This is a genomic window from Floricoccus tropicus, from assembly GCF_001832905.1.
Classification (GTDB): domain Bacteria; phylum Bacillota; class Bacilli; order Lactobacillales; family Streptococcaceae; genus Floricoccus; species Floricoccus tropicus.
Map to the genome: position 1 here is coordinate 173,955 of NZ_MKIR01000004.1, position 19,235 is coordinate 193,189.

A 19,235-nucleotide genomic window follows, 5' to 3' on the forward strand; every position below is an offset into this window, starting at 1 on the left:
TCGTTATCTTCGATGTCGATAAAACCTAAGCAACTAAAGTTGCTAGTTTTAATCGCTAGTAACTTCAATGGACCAGATTCACTATCTTCAAGAGTTTCACTCTTTTCGCTATCGATAGAACTATGTCAAATAAAATTTGACAGTCCTAATCGCAATCTCTTTACTCCTTATTCAGTCGTAAAATCAATAAGTGATCTGGAGAACCTTTTCCGTAACTGTTCATCATCTTTTCAAGATGATTCCTTAGTAACTTCAATGGTTTAGCGTTTGATTTCTACCATTTCATAGATTTCGAATGTATCGTCAATTTGAACATCATTGAAGTTTTCAAGCATCATTCCACCTTCGTTACCGTTTTTAACTTCTTTAACGTCATCTTTAAGGTGTTTAAGGCTAGCAATTGCTCCATCATGAATTACTACTCCTGAACGAATTACACGGACGCTCGCATCACGTTTAACTGTTCCAGATGTAACTAAGAAACCAGCAATAGTTCCAACTTTAGAAACAACGAATGTATCACGAACAACTGCTTCTCCGATAACTTTTTCTTCGAATTCAGGATCAAGAAGTCCCTTCATAGCTGTTTCAACTTCTTCAATAACTTTATAGATAATGCTATGTAGACGAATCTCAACGTCATCTTGTTCAGCTTGAACACGAGCAAGTGGTGTAGGACGAACATTAAATCCGATAATAATAGCGTTAGATGCTTCGGCTAAACTTACATCTGATTCACTAATTGCACCAACTGCTGAATGAACGATATCAACTTTCACACCTTCAACATCAATCTTTTGAAGACTTGCTGCTAAAGCTTCGGCACTACCTTGTACGTCTGCCTTAATAATTACATTAACAGACTTAACTTCTCCCTCTTTAAGAGTATCAAATAGGTTCTCAAGACTTACACGATTTGTACTTTGACGTTGGAGTAATTGAGCACGTTTAGCACGTTCTTCACCAATAGCACGCGCTGATTTTTCATCATCGAATACTGCGAAGTGATCACCTGCTTGAGGTACATCATTAAGTCCAGTAATTTCAACTGGTGAGCTTGGACCAGCAGATTTTTCACGACGACCAAGGTCATTAACCATTGCACGAACACGTCCGAATGTATTACCAACAACGATTGGATCTTGTTGATGCAGTGTTCCTTGTTGAACAAGTAATGTAGCAATCGCTCCTTTACCTTTATCAAGTCGAGCTTCTACAACTGTACCAATTGCTTTGACAGTAGGGTCTGCTTTAAGCTCTAACATTTCAGCAACTAGAAGGACTGTTTCTAATAACTCATCAATATTTTTATCAAATTTTGCTGAGATTTGTACAAATTCAGAATCACCACCCCAAGAAGTGCTCATAACATTATGTTCAGCAAGTTCTTGAATAACACGTTCAGGATTTGCTCCTGGTTTATCAATCTTGTTGATAGCAACAATAATTGGAACTCCTGCTGCTTTAGAGTGATTGATTGCTTCAATTGTTTGAGGCATAACTCCATCATCAGCCGCTACTACAAGAATAGTAATATCAGTTACACTGGCACCACGTGCACGCATGCTTGTGAATGCTTCATGTCCTGGTGTATCTAAGAAAGTAATTTTCTTACCTTCAGTTGTAATTTGGTAGGCACCAATATGTTGAGTGATACCACCTGCTTCACCACTAGTAACACGTGAATTACGTAGAGTATCAAGCAAAGTAGTTTTACCGTGGTCAACGTGTCCCATGATAGTAACAACTGGTGGACGTTCTACTAATTCATCTTCATTTAGATAATCATCTTCAATAAAAAGACGTTCAATGTCAGCTGAATCCACTTCAACCTTCTTCTCAGGAGTAATTCCGTAATCCATAAGAAGTAATTCAATAGTTTCAGAATCAAGTGATTGGTTTTGAGTTGCCATGATACCCATCATGAAAAGTTTTTTAACAATTTCAGCTGGCTCGCGTTTAATTTTCTTAGCGATATCAGCAATTGTCATACCATCAGAGTAAACTAATGATTCTGGAAGTTCATGAAATTTACGTTGTGGAACTGCTGGTGCAGCATTTTGATTATTACGTTTTCCTTTTTTCTTAGAGTTCCAGTTACTGTTACGGGCATTACGCACTTGATTACGTCCGTTATTGTTATTATTATTTCTATTGTTGTTATTGTTACGGTTTTGACCTTGATTTTGGTTTCCACCAGCATTATTATTTCTAGCTTGAGAATTATTTCCGTTACCTTGTTGTCTATTTTGGTTATTATTAGGCTTTTGGTTATTACGGTTATTATTATTCTTGTTGCTATTATTGGCTGGTTTTTGACCTTGGCTACCTTGGTTATTTACTTGTTTATTTTGGTTACTTGCTTGTTTCTTCTGTGGCTTATTATTCAAATTTTGTTTACTATTTTTCCCTTGTTGAGCTTGGACAGGACGATTATTAGAACGGTTGTTCTCTTGTTTTGGTGCTGCCTTTTTTGGTTGATTGTTATCTGCTTGTTTAGGTGACTGATTATTAGTTACCTTTTTTGGAGCAGGTTTTGCTTGATTATTAGAAGATTTAAAACTTGCAAGAAGTTTCTTTTCTTGCTCGCCATCCACACTACTTGAATGTGTTTTAACATCAAATCCTAATTTTTGAGCATGTTCAATCAATTCTTTATTCTTCAATCCACTTTCGCGGGCAATTTCATTTATACGCTTTTTATTAGACAAAATATGTCCTCCTAACTGTCTGATGACAAGGAGTATATCACTGGCTCATCATCTATATTATCCTATTTCGACATAAGTTCTCCCATCTTCTTAGCAAATCCTTTTTCAGTAACGGCGATCACCTTACGTGGTTCACCAATTGCATTACTAAGTTCGTAAGAGCTAAAGATATCTGTCATTCTTATCTTGTAATAGTCTGTTTTATCTGCAATTTTTTTGATTAAATTTTCTGAAGCATCATTTGCGACAAAAACTAATTTAGCTTTACCGTTTTGAATGCTTTTGACTACTAATTCCTCACCTGTGGTAAGTTTACCAGCTCTTTTGGCAAGGCCTAATAGATTTAATACTTTTTCTTCCATTTTTATTCGAGTCCTAAGTCACGACGAGCTACTCGATGATTTACATATTCGATTAACTCATCATAAAAATCATCTGAGATACTTGTTTGAAAAGTACGATCAAATACTTTTTTCTTTTTGGCTAGAGCTGCCTCTTCATTTGTTAAGGCCAAGTAAGCTCCTCGTCCATGGGCTTTACCAGTTGGATCAATTGAAACATTTCCTTCTTTATCAAAGGCGATTCTTAATAAATCTTTTTTGGGAAACTGTTCATTTGAAACAACTGATTTTCTCATTGGTGTCTTACGTGTCTTCATTAAAGGCTCCTTATTCTGGATTAATCTAGAACTTCCTCATCAAAATCTTCAATTGCTTCTTCTGCTTCAACTTCTTCTGCTTTAAATTCTTCAATTTCATCAGAGTCTGTAACAATAGTTTCTTCTACAACTGCTAGTTCATCACCTTGAACATCTCCGAGAAGTTCTTCAACTTCGTCGACTTCTTCAATAACTTGATTTGCTTGTTCAGCTAAATATTTTTGATAGTCAGATGAAGATTTGATATCAAGTTTATGATTTGTTACATGTGCAGCAAGACGAACATTTTGTCCACGCTTACCAATTGCTAAACTCAATTGATCATCAGGAACAACAACAATTGCTTGTCTTGGAGTTTCAGGATTAAGAATTACTTGCTCAACGCTAGCTGGTTTTAATGAATTTGCAATTAATACTGCTGGATCTTCATCCCATTCAATAATATCCATATTCTCACCGTGAAGTTCTTTAACTACACTTTGAATTCTTGAACCACCCACACCTACAACTGTACCAATTGCATCAACATTTTCTTTGTTTGAACGAACAACAACCTTTGCACGATCGCCTGCTTCACGCGCGATTCCCATGATTTCAACAGTTCCATCATAAACTTCTGGAATTTCTTTTTCAAATAAACGTTTAAGAAGTTCTGGATGGCTACGACTTACAAAAACTTGAGTTCCTTTTGAAGTCATTTCAACTTTATAAACATAGACATTTATACGATCATGTGCTTCATATTTTTCTCCTGGAATTTGGTCACGCTTAGATAATTGTGCTTCAATCTTACCAAGGTTAACAAAGATAAAACGATTATCAAAACGTTCAACTGTACCAGTCATGATTTCATTTTCATAACGTGAGTACTCATTATAGATAATTGTGCGTTCTTCTTCACGCATTTTTTGCATGATTACTTGTTTAGCAGCTCCTGCAGCTGTACGAGCGAAATCCTTTGGTTTTTCTTCAAAACGAATTTTATCACCAATTTCATAGTGAGGATTAATTTTCAAAGCATCATCTAATGAAATTTCTAGACGACTATCAAATACTTCATCAACAACTTCACGAACAGTATAGATTTGGAAATCTCCTTTTTTATCATCGAAGATAACTTCTACACTTTGTGATTGTCCATATTGTTTTTTATAAGCAGCAGTCATTGCTTGTTCAATTGCTTCAACTACTACTTCTTTTTTGATTCCCTTCTCTTCTTCAAGAGTTGTAAGGGCACTTAGCATTTCCTTGCTCAATTTATAAATTCCTTTCCTATGCGCTCTAGATTTTTACAGCCGTGCGAGCTTTGGCAATATTTTTAAGTTCAATTTCAACTGTTTTATGACGTGATTTATCAAGATAGTCGATCACAAGTTTCTCACCATCAAAACTCACTAAATCTCCGATAAATTCCTTTGACTTATCAACCTTTGTATAAAGGCTAACATAGACATGGTCCCCAACAGCATTTTCAAAATCACTAGCTTTCTTTAGTGGTCTCTCAGCACCTGGACTTGCTACTTCAAGCATGTACTCAGCTGGAAACGGATCTGGTGTAATTTCATCCAAAGCTGGACTAATAATTTCCGTAAGTTCAACCGTATCTTGAAGAGTAATCCCTTCTGGTTTATCAAGCAAAATACGAAGGACAAAATCGGCTCCCATCTTCTCCCATTCAACATCCACAAGTTCATATGGCGCTGGAATCAAGGGTTCGATTTCCTTAGTTACAATACTAATAACTTCTGACATGATACCTCCTTTTCATCTACAAAGACTGCGTCTATTAATAATTATTAGTCAAAAACAAACACAAAGAGCGAAACAACTAAGTCCGCTCCCTCCATGTATTTTTATTTATAATAACACAGTTTGCCTACTATTGCAAGTAACAAGCCTATCTAAAGGAATAAAGCTCACATAATATTTAAAATCCACAAAATTTTATATTTTACTTTATATTTGCTAAAATTATATAAAAGAAAGGTGGTAGAAAATGGATATTAGTGTAATAAAAGCTCAAGAAGTTGGAAGTGAATTTGGAATTCATATTGGCCAATCAGATAAAAAAGTTTTAGAATTAATCAACTTAAGATGCCCTTACTGTAGAAAATGGTTCTTCGAATCTAAAGATATTTTAGACGAAGCTGTTTCAAATGGACAGGCTGAAAGAGTAATCAAGTTAGTGGATAAAACTAAAGAATCTCTTCAACGCGGAAATGTTATGCATCGCTTCGTCGATACCTCAAACCCTCAAAAAGCACTTGAAGAAATTGAACTAATTTTTAATCATCAAGATGAGTGGGGCAATCTAAGTCTTGATGATGTTGAAAAATACGCTCAAGAAAAATTAGGTCTAGCTGAACATGACCACAAAAAATATGCAAAAGAACTATCTGACGAAGCTGATCGAGCTAATGTTAAATTCGTACCAACTATAATCATTGGTCAAACAATCTTTGACGAATCAATTTCTCAAAATGAATTAAAAGATCTTCTAGCATAAGCAATTAATAACAAGTCGAGAAATCGACTTGTTATTATATTTAATATTTTTCTTATGTTTTTCCCGTTCAAATATTAAATATGATATTTTTCAAAATGAATTTCTTTAACTGATATAATTAAGAGTAAGCTTAAAGGAGGAAATTATGAATTATGTAGATACTGCAAATGACTTACTAGAGATCTTGGCTAATGATTATTCTGGTTGTCAGGAAACAAAGGAAATTGGAAATAAGGAGAAGTTTATTTCTGATGTAAGAGATGCAAAATCATATGAAGAATTTTTCTCAATAGTTACAGACTACATTCTTCAATTTAAAGATCGCCATCTCATGCCTATTGATACAAGTAAACAGATAAAATATAACACGTTTACAACAAGACGATTTGAAAACAAGCTTTTTGTAACTGATATCTCTGATGAATCTCCTCTTGAAATTGGTCAAGCGATTATTGCAATTGATGGAAAAAATATTAATCAAATTGTTTCAGAAAATCAAGAGTTATTTGATAGTGTAATTGAACGACAAAATTTTAACCATATATTAAACAAAGCAAAAATTGTTACACTAGACTCTGGACAAAATATTGAACTAGTCAAAAGCTTAAAAAGAAACTGGAAATCTGATGAATTTATATTTAAGAAATTGGACCCAAATACCTGTTACTTAAAACTTGAAAATTTTGCAAGCGAAGCTCCTATAGCAAATCTGATTAAGGAAAATAAAGAGGAATTAAACAATTGCAGAAACCTAATAATTGATGTCAGAACGAATCATGGAGGAAGTGATATTTATTATTTCAAACTTCTAGATTATATTTTCCCAAAGGAAACAAAGCTCGAAGACATTGAAAAGAGTATTAGTGAAAAACAATACTACAATGTAACTGATCGTAACTATAGGCTTCGTAAAGAGATATTTGAAGAAGAGTTTAAACGACATTCTGTAAGTGAGGAAAATCAGGAATTAATGAATGATGAACTTTCTAAATGGAGCAAAAATATAGGTAATGGTTTTGTTGAATTATATAGTGACGAAAATTCTGATGATCCTTTTTCGGATTATTTAATAAATGGTCGAGAAACGCCTGCAAATATTGTTGTTCTTTCAGATTTTTACTGTGGTTCTAGTGGTGATAACTTTGTTGCGACAGTTAAAGAATCACCCAAAGTTACAGTCATTGGCCGAAACACTATGGGGATAACCGACTACTCTGATTGTGTCGCCCAAAAATATGAAGATTTTTGTCTTTTTTATCCAACCAGCAAGATGTCAGTTGTCGATGAAGGTCGTGGTATAAATGGCATTGGAATTGCTCCAGACATCCATGTTCCTTGGAATCCTGAATTCTTTGAAAAAGACTTAGATATAGAAAAAGCATTTGAAATCTTTGATGAAAAATAATATAGTTAAAATTTAACTTTTTTAACATTTAATTATACAATAAATGTTAAAGAGGAGGTTATGATGAAAATAAAGACAAATTTTAATGATGTGATTCCTGAAAAATATTCTAAAGGAGCTAAGGGAAGCGATTTACTACTAGGAAAGACCATTAGATCATTTCCATTTGAAATATTAGATTTACCTGAAGGCACAAAAAGTATTGCATTTACCTTGATTGATTATGATGCAGTTCCTGTATGCGGATTTCCTTGGATTCATTGGCTTGTAACCAATGTCCCAAAAAGTCAAACTGAGATACCAGACAACTTTTCAAGAACTTCAGATAATAAAATTGAAGGGAAAAATAGCAACGTATCACGCTTTCTTCCTGAAGATCTATCGGCAGTTGAAAATAACTATGTTGGTCCCTATCCACCAGACAAGGATCACATATATACCTTAACTGTCTATGCTCTTTCTGAAGACTTGAACTTAGAAAATGGATTCTATTTAAATGATTTTCTTAAAGCTACAGAAGGAAAAATAATTGAAGAAACAAGTCATGAATTAATCGGACGTAATTGAAAGTACTCATTTAAAATATCTACTTAAAATAAAATGACTCACTAAACTTAGCAATAGATTCTAATTTTAGTAGTCTTTTTTATTTTGTCTTATGTTGGCTCTCCCAATAAAAGTTAAAAGTAAAAGCATTATTTAAGTTGTTTTTTGATATACTTATTATATAAATATATTTCAAGGGAAGTCGCTTATGTTCGAATTATTCATATTAATGATGGAGCGGGTTGGTCTCATAATTTTACTCGCCTTCTTACTTGTTAATGTACCTTACTTTAAAAAAATATTACTTAGTAGAGAAAAATTGTCATCTAAGCTTCAGCTTATATTGATTCTTGGATCTTTTGCCATAATTTCAAACTTTACTGGTGTTGAAATAAGCAAAAATCAAATTATACCTAGTAATATACTGACATCAATAAACATTGGAACATCAATAGCAAATACAAGAACACTTGTTATTGGGGTTTCCGGTCTCGTAGGAGGTCCATTTGTTGGAGGAGCTGTTGGATTAATCGCAGGTATCCATCGGGTACTTCAAAGTGGAGGGACATCCGCTTTTTATATACCTTCATCTCTAATTATCGGAGTCTTGTCAGGTATTGCTAGTAAGTTACTGAGCCGAAAACATCCATTTCCTCCACCAGTCTATTCAGTGATTGTTGTTGTGCTCATGGAATTGATTCAATTTGCCTTTATCCTTACATTTAGTAGTAATTTTGAGGAAAGTAAAAAGTTAATTAGTCTTATTGCTCTTCCAATGATTATACTAAATAGCTTGGGAACTTTTATATTCATGTCAATACTGACAATTACTCTTAGACAAGAAGAACAAGCAAAAGCTGTTCAAACTCATGATGTTCTATCTTTGGCAGCTGAAACACTCCCCTTTTTCCGTAAAGGCCTAAATGAAGAATCCTGCCAACAGGCAGCAGCAATTATTAAACATTACACCAGAGTAAGTGCAATAAGTATGACAAATGAAAATAATATCTTAGCACATGTTGGAGCTGCAAGCGACCATCATATACCAAAGCTTGAAATACTTACTGAATTATCTAAAAATGTAATAACTTCTGGAGAGATGGTAATTGCCCACTCTAAGGAAGAAGTAGGATGTCCAAATCCAAATTGCCCATTGCAAGCAGCAATTGTTATCCCACTTGTAGTTAAGGACAAGACCGTTGGAACATTAAAAATGTACTTCACAGATCCATCTAAATTAACTCATGTTGAAGAACAACTTGCTGAAGGACTTGCTACTATATTCTCTTCTCAAATTGAGCTAGGTGAGAGTGAAGCTCAAGCAAAATTACTTCAGGAAGCAGAAATAAAATCCTTACAGGCACAAGTAAACCCTCACTTCTTCTTCAATGCTATAAATACAATCTCTGCACTTATGCGAAAAGATAGCGATAAGGCAAGAAAATTACTACTTCAACTTAGTAATTACTTTAGGGGGAATCTTCAAGGAGCAAGCCAGACAACAATTCCATTAAAACAAGAACTAAGTCAAGTAGATTCCTATCTTTCACTAGAACAAGCCCGCTTTCCAAATCGATATACAGTAAACTTTGATATAGAAGATGATTTAGATGATATTTTAGTCCCACCATACTCGATTCAAATTCTGCTTGAAAATGCTATTAAACATGCTTTTGGAAATCGAAAAGAAAATAACATTGTAGACATAAAAGTTAAACTAGTTAATAACAAACTAAATGTATTAGTTAGTGATAATGGAAATGGAATATCACCAGAAAGACTTCCACAAATTGGAAAAATGAAGGTAGACTCAAAAAGTGGTACCGGAACTGCTCTTCAAAATCTTTATAAGAGAATAAGTAATTTATATTCAAATGATGGAAGTTTTTCGATTTCTAATATTGAAACTGGTGGCTGTCAAATTGAACTGAATTTCCCTGCATATACGGAGGAACAAAATGCACGTATTAATAGTTGATGATGAACCTCTAGCTCGCGAGGAGCTAAACTACATAATAAGTCAAAATGAAAATATAGATACTATTGATGAAGCTGAGTCAGTTGATGAAGCCATGTCAAAAATGATTGATCACAAGCCAGATATACTTTTTTTAGATATTCATTTAACTGATGAAAGTGGATTTGATCTCGCTGAAAAACTAGTGAACCTTAATAATGCACCTTATCTAATCTTTGCAACAGCCTATGATGAATACGCATTGAAAGCTTTTCAAGTAAATGCAAAAGATTACATATTAAAACCATTTGATGAAGTGAAAATTGAAAAGGTATTGAAAAAAGCTTTTAAATCAATTAATTCTAGGATTCAAGATAAATCAGACACTTCTATACATCCAATAATTGACTCAATCCCAATTCAAACGGATGATAGAATATATCTTGTTGCACCAGATGAAATATATCTAGTATCTGTCGAAGAAAGACAGTTAAACATAATGTTAGAAAGTAAAAACTATCAGATGACTGGAAGTCTAAATAAAATTGAAGAAAAATTACCTAATGACATCTTCATTAAGACTCATCGAAGTTTCATTCTAAATGCTAATAAAATAAAAGAAATACAACCGTGGTTTAATAATACTTTGCAAGTAATAATGGACAATGATTTAAGAGTTCCAGTAAGTCGTTCATATATAAAAAACTTTAAGGAAGTACTCGGATTAAATTAAAAAAATTATAAAAATATCTTCATGTAAATTGGAGATATTTTTTTGCATTTCGTGTTGGGTATATGACATCTCATGAAAATTTCCACTAAAACATCAGAATTTTTTATATAATCCAAGTATAAAAGTTGATTAATTAAAGGAGAAGTCAAAATGAAAAAAACTTATTCGTTCCTACAACAAGCATTTATTTTTGCAATTATAATGTTGATATCCAATGGTATTGCTTATATTTCACCTATTCCACTTCCTGCATCAGTAATCGGAATGGTAATTCTATTTATCGCATTATGTACAAATCTTGTTGAACTAGATCAAGTTGAAGAACTTAGTAATGATTTATCAAGTATAATTGCATTTCTATTTGTTCCATCGGGAATTTCTCTAATTAATTCGCTAGACCTAATGCAACATTACGCCTTTCAAATAGTATTTGTAATTCTTGTAGCAACTGTAGTGTTACTTGGAACAACCGGTTGGTCTGCTTCTTTCTTTTTAAAAGTTCGTAAAAATCACCACAATAAAGAGAAAATAGATAAAAAAGAAAAAGCCGAAGCTAAAAAACTTGCTGAGCAAATCTTAACACATAATAATTAGATAGAATAAATAAGGAGTAATTTTATGACACCATATGTTGGAATTATAATATCATTAATCGTTTTCCAAGCTGGAACTTGGGCCTTTACTAAATCGAATGGATTTTTCCTCTTCACACCTTTATTTGTAGCGATGATATTAGGTGTAGTTGTATTAAAACTTACAGGTATAACTTATGAAGAATATAATCACGGTGGAAAAGTTATAAGCTTCTTTCTAGAACCTGCCACAGTGGCATTTGCAATACCACTTTACAAAAAAAGAGAAGTTTTAAAAAAATATTGGTTAGAAATCGTATCAGCAATCTCACTTGGTACATTCGCTTCTTTGTTCGCAGTTGTTTTCTCAGCACAAATTGTTGGTATGGAAAAAAGCGTGATGGCTTCAATTCTTCCACAAGCAGCTACAACTGCAATTGCAGTGCCTGTTTCTCAATCAGTCGGAGGAATTGGCGAAATCACTTCATTTACAGTAATTTTCAATGGTGTATTGGTATATGCTCTTGGTAGCATTTGTCTTAAATATTTACATATTAAAAATCCAATTGCCAGAGGTCTTGCACTTGGAGCTGCTGGACATGCACTTGGGGTATCAGTAGCTATGGATAGTGGTGATACCGAAGCAGCTATGGCCAGTATCTCAGTCGTAATCGTAGGTGTAATAACAGTAATCGCAGTACCTCTATTCGCAAGAATGATGGGAATCGTATAAAAATATGAGTGAATGACTAAAATCATTCACTTTTTTAGTGGGATTACCTTTACTTAAAATTCTTTATTCAAAAAAAGCTAGCAAAAATTTTGCTAGCTTTCAATATTATTGTTATTAATTATTATTCATATCAACTATCAATTCATCATCAACCTTATTCATATATCTATAACTTACCATAATAAAGATTAGTATCAGAATACCCAATCCTGTAAAAGCAAGTGGAAATTCTAATTTCTTTATGATATAACCTACAAGCGGAAAGAAGATAGCCATTGATAGACTAAACACCATACTTGAAACACTAATCATAGTAGCTCTGGTTTCATTTTGTAAAACCAAATTTAACTCATTATTATAGGCTGGCATAGTCAAAGCATAAAGAGCGTTTAAAGATAGGTAGATAAAAATATAAATTAAATTATTATCAGTAATTGCTCCTAAAAGAATAACTGATGAGATAATTGATACATATCTCATAATCTTAATTGCCGAAATCTTCTCTCCAATTTTAGCTGAAAAGATTGAAAATAGAGCATTAAGAATTGTACCTAAGACCATTATTCCTACTACTAAGCCTTTATTCATACTAGGAAATTTCAATTGATAGTAAAAATAAAACATTGATAGAGCCATTCCTAAAAAGTTCTGAAAGAACATCCAAATTAGGATATATGGCTTTTCTTTGAACTCTATTCCTACTGTTGAAATAATTTTTTTAAAGGTTAGTTTTTCTTCATTATCATCTTTTTTCTCAATATCTTTTGTGGACAAATATATACCAATTGCTACAAGTGATAATAATATACTTATGTAGTATGTATAAACTAAGAGTCCCTTGATGAATAATGCTGCTACAACTTGTCCTAGAGCAAGCGAAATTTCAATAGCTGCATTTTCTAATGAAGTGATCTTTAGAAATTTTTCCTTGAGGCCTGCATCTACACTTGACTCATACAAGAATGCTCCGTTAGTTCCAGAGTCAAAATTATATGCCCATGATGAAAGTATCATACCAAGGGCAAATACCCAGAAACTATGTCCTACTATCATTAAAATTGCGGAAAAAATCTGCATGAATCGTCCAATAATAAGGTTAGACTTGTAAGAAAAACGGTCAGCAAGTGCTCCTGATGGAATTTCTGATAAGAGACTAGTAACATGAAAAATACTTTCCAATACACCAATCTCTACAACTGACATACCTCTACTCGAAAGGTAGGCTACAAAGAAAGTTGTAACTCCAAAAAATGAAACAAAATTTGCCGCTATTATCAGAGGTATATTTTTTTTATATTGTTTTTGATTGTTCATTTCCTTTTCCTTAATCCAATATTAAATACTTAAAATTTAATGATTTGGATATAAAATACATTATTAAATTTAAAAAAAGATAAAAACTTAAATAATGTTTTGAACAGGTAATACTTAACCAGACTTTATAGATAAGGCCTGGTTAATAAACAATTATTTTCTCTTTCTTGCAATAATACGAATTGGAGTACCTTCAAAGACAAATGCCTTACGAATTTGATTCTCAAGGAAACGTTCGTATGAGAAATGTAGTAATTCTTCTTCGTTAACAAATATTACAAATGTTGGTGGTTTCACAGCAACTTGAGTCGCATAGAAAATCTTTAGGCGACGTCCTTTGTCTGTTGGTGTTGGATTGATTGCAACAGCATCCATGATTACATCATTAAGAACGGCACTTGGAATACGCATATTTTGCGCAGCTGAAACATCTTTAATCATATCTGGAAGTTTGTTAAGACGTTGTTTAGTCTTAGCAGAGACAAATATAATTGGAGCATATGAAAGATATTGGAATTGATCTCTAATATCTGCTTCAAAGTTTTGGAGAGTTTTATTATCTTTTTCAAGTGTGTCCCACTTGTTAACTACAATAATTACTCCCTTACCAGCTTCATGAGCAAATCCCGCAATTCGTTTATCATATTCACGAATTCCTTCTTCCGCATTCAATACCATAAGAACAATGTCACTGCGATCAATTGCACGCATAGCACGCATTACTGAATATTTTTCAGTTGATTCATAAACTTTACCGCTTTTACGCATTCCTGCGGTATCAATCATTAAATATTCTTGACCTTCTGGATCAACAAAATGAGTATCAATCGCATCTCTTGTAGTTCCTGCAATTGGACTAGCGATTACACGTTCTTCTCCAAGAATAGCATTGATTAAACTTGATTTACCAACATTTGGACGACCAATAAGTGAGAACTTAATGATATCTGGATTTTCTTCTTCATCATCAACTGGAAGATTTTCAACAATTGCGTCAAGAACGTCACCAGTACCAATACCGTGAACGGCTGAAACTGGATAAGGTTCTCCAAGACCAAGACTATAGAAATCATAAATATCTAATCGACGTTCAGGGTTATCTACCTTGTTTACTACTAGAATTACTGGCTTATCTGTTTTATATAGAATTTGAGCCACGTATTCATCAGCATCTGTAACACCACCTTCACCATCAACAACATGGAGGATTACATCAGCCTCATCCATAGCTATTTCAGCCTGAGCTTTAATCTGAGCCATAAATGGTTGATCAGACATTTCGATACCACCTGTATCAATTAATGAGAATTTTTTATTTAGCCATTCTCCAATTGCATAGATACGGTCACGTGTTACTCCAGGTGTATCTTCAACGATTGAGATTCTCTCTCCAGCTATACGGTTAAAAATTGTTGATTTTCCAACGTTTGGGCGACCAACTATCGCTACTGTAGGTAATGCCATAACATACCCTCCTCTTTATCTACTTTGCTTATTGAAATGGTGATATTTGGGGTCTTGAAATTCAGAGAAAATAATTTGTTTTTACTAATCTTCACTCGTATCGTTCTTGACCAAATCGGATAAGAAAAATTATAAGCATAAAATTATTAAAAACTTTAAATTTAATATCTGAAATATATTTTTTATAATATTGATTGCTTGTGCCCCTATTTTGGCCTACATAACATCCTCATTCCTTTTAATTACTAAGCCATATCAATGTGTTACTTTTAATTGGCTAAATCTTATATAATTTACATTAATTTTTTATCTTTTAAATTTTCAAGAGTTGCTGAGTCTTCTGGTTTTCCCCATTGCTCAACTATTCTCTCACTCCATTTATTAAATCTGTGATTTGAATATTCATCTTGAACTTGATCATAAGCTTCAATATCAGCCTTAGTATTTTCTTGATACTTTTCATCTGAAACCACTACTTCATATGGTAAACGAGGTTTAACTTCATTTACACGAGAAGCTTTCCCTAAAGCAATACCAAATACTGGATAAGTATAGTCTGGTAAACCAAGAACTTGAGAAAATTCTTTTGATTTCTCTCTAATTAAGCCTACCATTACACCTGAGTATCCTAGACTTTCAGCCGCTAACAAAATATTTTGACCAGCAAGAGCAGCATCTACACTTGAAATAAGTAGATTTTCTACACCTTCTGGATGAAACTCTTCTTGATACATATTAACAGCTTTTTGAGCACGATTCAAATCTCCAGCCATAACTAAGAATGCTGAACATCCAAGAATTGATTTTTGAGCTTGAACATCAAACAAAGCTTGTTTTTGCTCATCACTTTGAACCAGAACGATTGAATATGATTGAAAATTTTTCCATGTTGAAGCAGCTTGACCAGCTTCAATAATTTCTTTCAACACATCCGCAGGGATTTTTTCATCTGTAAAATTTCTTACTGACACATGTTTTTTCATTAAATCAATAGTTTCATTCATAACGACGATTTTCTCCTTCTAAACGTAACTCTTTTGTTAAATAACGTACACGTTCCATAACTCTCTTTGCTGGCCATACTTCATTAGCATTTTTTGTCTCCGCCAAGTGCTTTTCTAAACCAGCTATATCAAGATTTGATGTGAAAAAGGTTGGTAAATCTTCTTGCATACGGTACTGAAGAATAACCTGCAAGACCTCATCACGAAGCCAAGAACTTGACTGCTCCGCTCCAATGTCATCTAGCACTAAAACATCCACACCTTTAACGTCATCAATCATTTGTTTGACACCACCATCTGTTTTAATGGAATTTCTAACATCAATGGTAAAAGTTGGATAGTGAAGAATCGTTGTACTTACACCTTTTTTAGCTAACTCACGCGCCATTGCAGCCATGATGAAAGATTTTCCCACACCAAAGTCACCATATATATAGTATCCTTTTGCATGTTTTTTAAAATCTTTGATGAAAGCAGATATAGCCTTGTATGCATCAACGCGTCTAGTATCATCAATAGCAACATCAGCCCAATCAATATCCTTAAAACTCTTCGGCAGACCAACAAGCCTAACACGACGACGTTGATTAGCTTCTTTTTGCTGACTTTCAAGTTCTGGAGTCACCATATAAGAAACGTCCGCATAACCATGATTCATAACTAATACAGGTTCATATCCTTTAGTAGCGTACTTAGGATCATTACCCAGAAACTTCTCGTGTTCCTGAATATATTCATAAAACTTTGAATAAGAACGACTAACCTGCTCAGGTGTCATCTTTTGCTCTTGAATAAACTCTTGAATCTTCTTGTTTCCCATTACAGTAGCAATTAGACGGTCGTACCCTTCTCTCATACCCGGTCTACTGTTCAAAATATCACCGATTTTTTCCATCTTAATCACCTACTCCCTGTATATCCTTCAAAGCTTCCTGTCTTAATTTTTCTAAGGCAAGCATGTCCTGATCAGTTGTCATGTTCTTCGTGGTTTCATTGTGCCACTCTGGAACTTTAGCACTAGATTTAGTCGAATCAAAACTATTATTTTGTTTATAGTTATTATTTGTTTTTGAATTATTGCTAATTTGATTTTCCTTAAAACTTTCAATTCTTTTAAGGGCTAGTTCTGCAGAAGATACATTATTTCTCTTCCAGTCATTGGCTACTCTATCAACAAATTTTTCATTCAAACTAGATTGTGCAGTTTGAATTAATGAGTAGTGAATCAAAATATTTTGAACCTCAGGCTCAACTGCAAGTCTAGTAAGCCTTAATAATATTTCTCTTTCCTGCTTAGTTACAAAGCCACCTTCTTGAGATTTAAGGCTATTTAAAAATACTTCTGGCTCAACTTCCTTAGCAATCATGATTAATTGCCTTTCATCTGCAGAAAAAGTTGATAAGTCAGGTTTTTCCTGATCTGGTTTAGTTATTTCAAGAATAATAGCATCAATATTAATTGTATTATTGGCATTAGCTGTTTTTTCAGCAATCTTAAATAAGTCATACCAGTCAAAATTATATTTATCAGCTAACTCGTAAATTCTAAGAACATCAACTTCTTTATTTGTAAAATCAAGATGCCTTTGTCGCATTATATTCTGGAAACTTGTCAAATCAAAGCCATCTTTATCTGTCTTATCCTCAGCAATACTTTCTACAGTACCACTAAAATTAATCTTGAAGACATCTGAGAATTTCTTAGAAAGCTTAGTCTCAAAGGGCTGAACATATTCAGCTATCTTTTCAAAAGCTTGTTCTCCAACTCTACTAAGTAAAAGTCTTGAATAAAATTCGTCAGCTAGAAAATCATTTGGATTTTTAGGACTTTTCAGCTCGAGTTGATATGTTTTTCTATCAGTGTAAACATCAAGTAAGCTCATGGCAGTCAATTTATCTAAACAATCGTTAAAATCAATGATCCCAATATTTAAGTGATTTAAAACATCTGAAACGCGTACGGAATCAGATGTCGTCAAATATTGATAAAGAGCGACTGCATCTCGCCCAATAATTGGTAGATAAAAGCTCATTAAAACATCAGCTGACCAAGCTAATCTATTTTTATTTATAAAATTAATTTGATCTGCAGGTCTAATTTGCATGATATCTCCTTATCTTTTCTTATAATCTATTAAATAAACAAGTAGGTAAAAAATTATTTTTCTGGATCAATTCCTCTATTTGTTATATTTCTTAATAATTCTTCTAATTCACTTACATCTTTAAAGCTACGGTAGACACTTGCAAACCTAACATAAGTAATTTCATCAAGTTCAGCAAGCTCTTCCATGACAAATCCACCAATAACATCCGCTTTGACTTCATTTTCACCTAGAGCTCTTACCTTTTGTTCAACTCGTTCAACAGTTCTCTCCATATCTTCTATGGATACAGGACGTTTTTGAGCACTACGGATAATTCCATTAAGAATCTTATCGCGGTTAAAGACTTCACGACTTTCATCTTTTTTAATAACAAGAAGGGGCATTTCTTCAATGCGCTCAAAAGTTGTAAATCGGTTACCACAGTTTTCACATTCACGACGACGACGAATTGCTCGACCATCTTCTGCCTGTCTTGAATCCACTACTTTTGAACTTTCATTTTGACACTTTGGACAACGCATATTAAATCCTTTTTACGTGTTAGACACAACCTTTTCTTTATTTTTTTCGGTACTTAACTACTCAAATGTTGAACAGTCATATTGCGATTAAAACAAGCAAATTTATTTGCTAATGTTTTATCGACATTGAAGCTACCAGCGGAATAGCACCTTTTTTTATCGGGCTTATCCTCCTAAGATTTCTTCAACTACTCATCTCACAGCTTTAAACTTCGTTTAAAGTTAATAAACTGCAAGATTCGTTGTTTAGAAATCTTTAACAGTCGGTTAAGCACCTTTTTATTATTGGGCTAATATTCCTAGCTTTCTTACCTACGAAAGCTGAACAGTCATACTAGCACCTTTTTTCACTTATATTGTGCTTCTACTCGATATATTACTTGACCTTTTGATGAGAATTTTTCTTCATACTCGGTCATTACATTATCTGGGAAGTCTGTTGCATGTAAATCCAGCCAAACTTGCTTGATTATCATTCCATATTGACTCATTGAAGCTAGACTATATTCAAATAATCCTCGATTGTCAGTTTTAAAGTGGATTTCTCCTTTATCGACAAGGATTTGTTCAAAAGTTTTTAAGAATGATTTATAGGTAAGTCTTCTTTTCTCATGACGTGTTTTGGGCCAAGGATCTGAAAAGTTTAAATATAGAAGATCAATTTCTTCATCAGCAAAATAGTCTGTTAAATCACTTCCGTCTACATGAAGCAATTGTACATTTGGAAGCTCTGCCTCGATTACCTTATCAAGAGCATAACTTAAAACACTAAGTTGCATATCAATTCCAATGTAATTAATATCTGGGTTTAAGGCTGCCATTCCAGTTACAAATGCACCTTTACCACTTCCTACTTCAATATGAATAGGATTATCATTTCCAAATTTTTCATGCCAACGTCCTTTGTATTCTTTTGGATTTGACACTACAAATTGGGGATTATTTTCAATGTATTCTGCACTACCTTTGCGGTTGCGTACTCGCATTATTCATTTCCTCTTAA

The 19,235-nt window shown here is 33.5% G+C and carries 19 protein-coding genes; 7 read left to right on the forward strand and 12 right to left on the reverse strand.

Annotated features, from left to right (window positions below; genetic code table 11):
* Positions 1-260: 260 nt before the first annotated feature.
* From infB to rimP, 5 genes are all read right to left on the reverse strand, one after another.
* On the reverse strand, positions 261-2,711 hold the full coding sequence (gene infB, locus BG261_RS03125; RefSeq protein ID WP_070791734.1) for a translation initiation factor IF-2: 2,451 nt from the start codon (positions 2,709-2,711) through the stop codon (positions 261-263).
* 62 nt (positions 2,712-2,773) lie between these two features.
* Positions 2,774-3,079 (reverse strand): YlxQ-related RNA-binding protein, encoded by a 306-nt coding sequence (locus BG261_RS03130; RefSeq protein WP_162271526.1) that lies wholly within the window; start codon positions 3,077-3,079, stop codon positions 2,774-2,776.
* On the reverse strand, positions 3,076-3,369 hold the full coding sequence (gene rnpM / locus BG261_RS03135; protein ID WP_070788206.1) for an RNase P modulator RnpM: 294 nt from the start codon (positions 3,367-3,369) through the stop codon (positions 3,076-3,078). Before rnpM ends, BG261_RS03130 begins: the two co-directional genes overlap by 4 nt.
* Positions 3,370-3,389: 20 nt before the next feature.
* Positions 3,390-4,625, reverse strand: a complete 1,236-nt coding sequence (gene nusA, locus BG261_RS03140; RefSeq protein ID WP_070791735.1) for a transcription termination factor NusA — start codon at positions 4,623-4,625, stop codon at positions 3,390-3,392.
* Between the two features lie 25 nt (positions 4,626-4,650).
* On the reverse strand, positions 4,651-5,121 hold the full coding sequence (gene rimP, locus BG261_RS03145) for a ribosome maturation factor RimP (protein WP_070788208.1): 471 nt from the start codon (positions 5,119-5,121) through the stop codon (positions 4,651-4,653).
* Positions 5,122-5,365: 244 nt separating this feature from the next.
* Here rimP and BG261_RS03150 point away from each other — a divergent pair, with 244 nt between their 5' ends.
* From BG261_RS03150 to lrgB, 7 genes are all read left to right on the forward strand, one after another.
* Positions 5,366-5,875, forward strand: a complete 510-nt coding sequence (locus BG261_RS03150) for a thioredoxin domain-containing protein (RefSeq protein ID WP_070791736.1) — start codon at positions 5,366-5,368, stop codon at positions 5,873-5,875.
* Between the two features lie 145 nt (positions 5,876-6,020).
* Complete coding sequence (locus BG261_RS03155) at positions 6,021-7,280, forward strand: S41 family peptidase (RefSeq protein ID WP_070791737.1); 1,260 nt, start codon at positions 6,021-6,023, stop codon at positions 7,278-7,280.
* Between the two features lie 63 nt (positions 7,281-7,343).
* On the forward strand, positions 7,344-7,847 hold the full coding sequence (locus tag BG261_RS03160; RefSeq protein WP_070791738.1) for a YbhB/YbcL family Raf kinase inhibitor-like protein: 504 nt from the start codon (positions 7,344-7,346) through the stop codon (positions 7,845-7,847).
* A 187-nt stretch (positions 7,848-8,034) separates the two neighbouring features.
* A complete protein-coding gene (locus tag BG261_RS03165) occupies positions 8,035-9,804 on the forward strand; it encodes a sensor histidine kinase (protein ID WP_070791739.1) in 1,770 nt (589 codons plus the stop codon).
* Positions 9,785-10,516, forward strand: a complete 732-nt coding sequence (locus BG261_RS03170) for a LytR/AlgR family response regulator transcription factor (protein WP_070791740.1) — start codon at positions 9,785-9,787, stop codon at positions 10,514-10,516. The genes BG261_RS03165 and BG261_RS03170 overlap by 20 nt, the downstream gene beginning before the upstream one ends.
* A gap of 150 nt (positions 10,517-10,666) precedes the next feature.
* Positions 10,667-11,110 carry an antiholin-like murein hydrolase modulator LrgA gene (lrgA, locus tag BG261_RS03175; protein ID WP_070788213.1) on the forward strand — a complete coding sequence of 148 codons (444 nt, stop codon included), beginning with the start codon at positions 10,667-10,669 and terminating at the stop codon, positions 11,108-11,110.
* 24 nt (positions 11,111-11,134) lie between these two features.
* Positions 11,135-11,821: an antiholin-like protein LrgB gene (gene lrgB, locus BG261_RS03180; RefSeq protein ID WP_070791741.1), complete on the forward strand. Its 687-nt coding sequence runs from the start codon at positions 11,135-11,137 to the stop codon at positions 11,819-11,821.
* Between the two features lie 114 nt (positions 11,822-11,935).
* Here the strand turns inward: lrgB and BG261_RS03185 are convergent, their stop codons facing one another.
* The 7 genes from BG261_RS03185 to trmB form a co-directional block, all read right to left on the reverse strand.
* Complete coding sequence (locus BG261_RS03185) at positions 11,936-13,135, reverse strand: MFS transporter (RefSeq protein WP_070791742.1); 1,200 nt, start codon at positions 13,133-13,135, stop codon at positions 11,936-11,938.
* A gap of 153 nt (positions 13,136-13,288) precedes the next feature.
* Positions 13,289-14,599: a ribosome biogenesis GTPase Der gene (der, locus tag BG261_RS03190; protein WP_070788217.1), complete on the reverse strand. Its 1,311-nt coding sequence runs from the start codon at positions 14,597-14,599 to the stop codon at positions 13,289-13,291.
* Between the two features lie 293 nt (positions 14,600-14,892).
* A complete protein-coding gene (locus BG261_RS03195) occupies positions 14,893-15,603 on the reverse strand; it encodes a nitroreductase family protein (RefSeq protein ID WP_070791743.1) in 711 nt (236 codons plus the stop codon).
* Positions 15,596-16,498 (reverse strand): primosomal protein DnaI, encoded by a 903-nt coding sequence (gene dnaI / locus BG261_RS03200; RefSeq protein WP_070791744.1) that lies wholly within the window; start codon positions 16,496-16,498, stop codon positions 15,596-15,598. Before dnaI ends, BG261_RS03195 begins: the two co-directional genes overlap by 8 nt.
* Position 16,499: 1 nt before the next feature.
* On the reverse strand, positions 16,500-17,708 hold the full coding sequence (locus BG261_RS03205) for a DnaD domain protein (RefSeq protein WP_070791745.1): 1,209 nt from the start codon (positions 17,706-17,708) through the stop codon (positions 16,500-16,502).
* Positions 17,709-17,761: 53 nt separating this feature from the next.
* Positions 17,762-18,232, reverse strand: coding sequence for a transcriptional regulator NrdR (gene nrdR, locus BG261_RS03210; RefSeq protein WP_070791746.1), 471 nt, complete (start codon positions 18,230-18,232; stop codon positions 17,762-17,764).
* A 347-nt stretch (positions 18,233-18,579) separates the two neighbouring features.
* Positions 18,580-19,218, reverse strand: a complete 639-nt coding sequence (trmB, locus tag BG261_RS03215) for a tRNA (guanosine(46)-N7)-methyltransferase TrmB (protein ID WP_070791747.1) — start codon at positions 19,216-19,218, stop codon at positions 18,580-18,582.
* Positions 19,219-19,235: the final 17 nt, after the last annotated feature.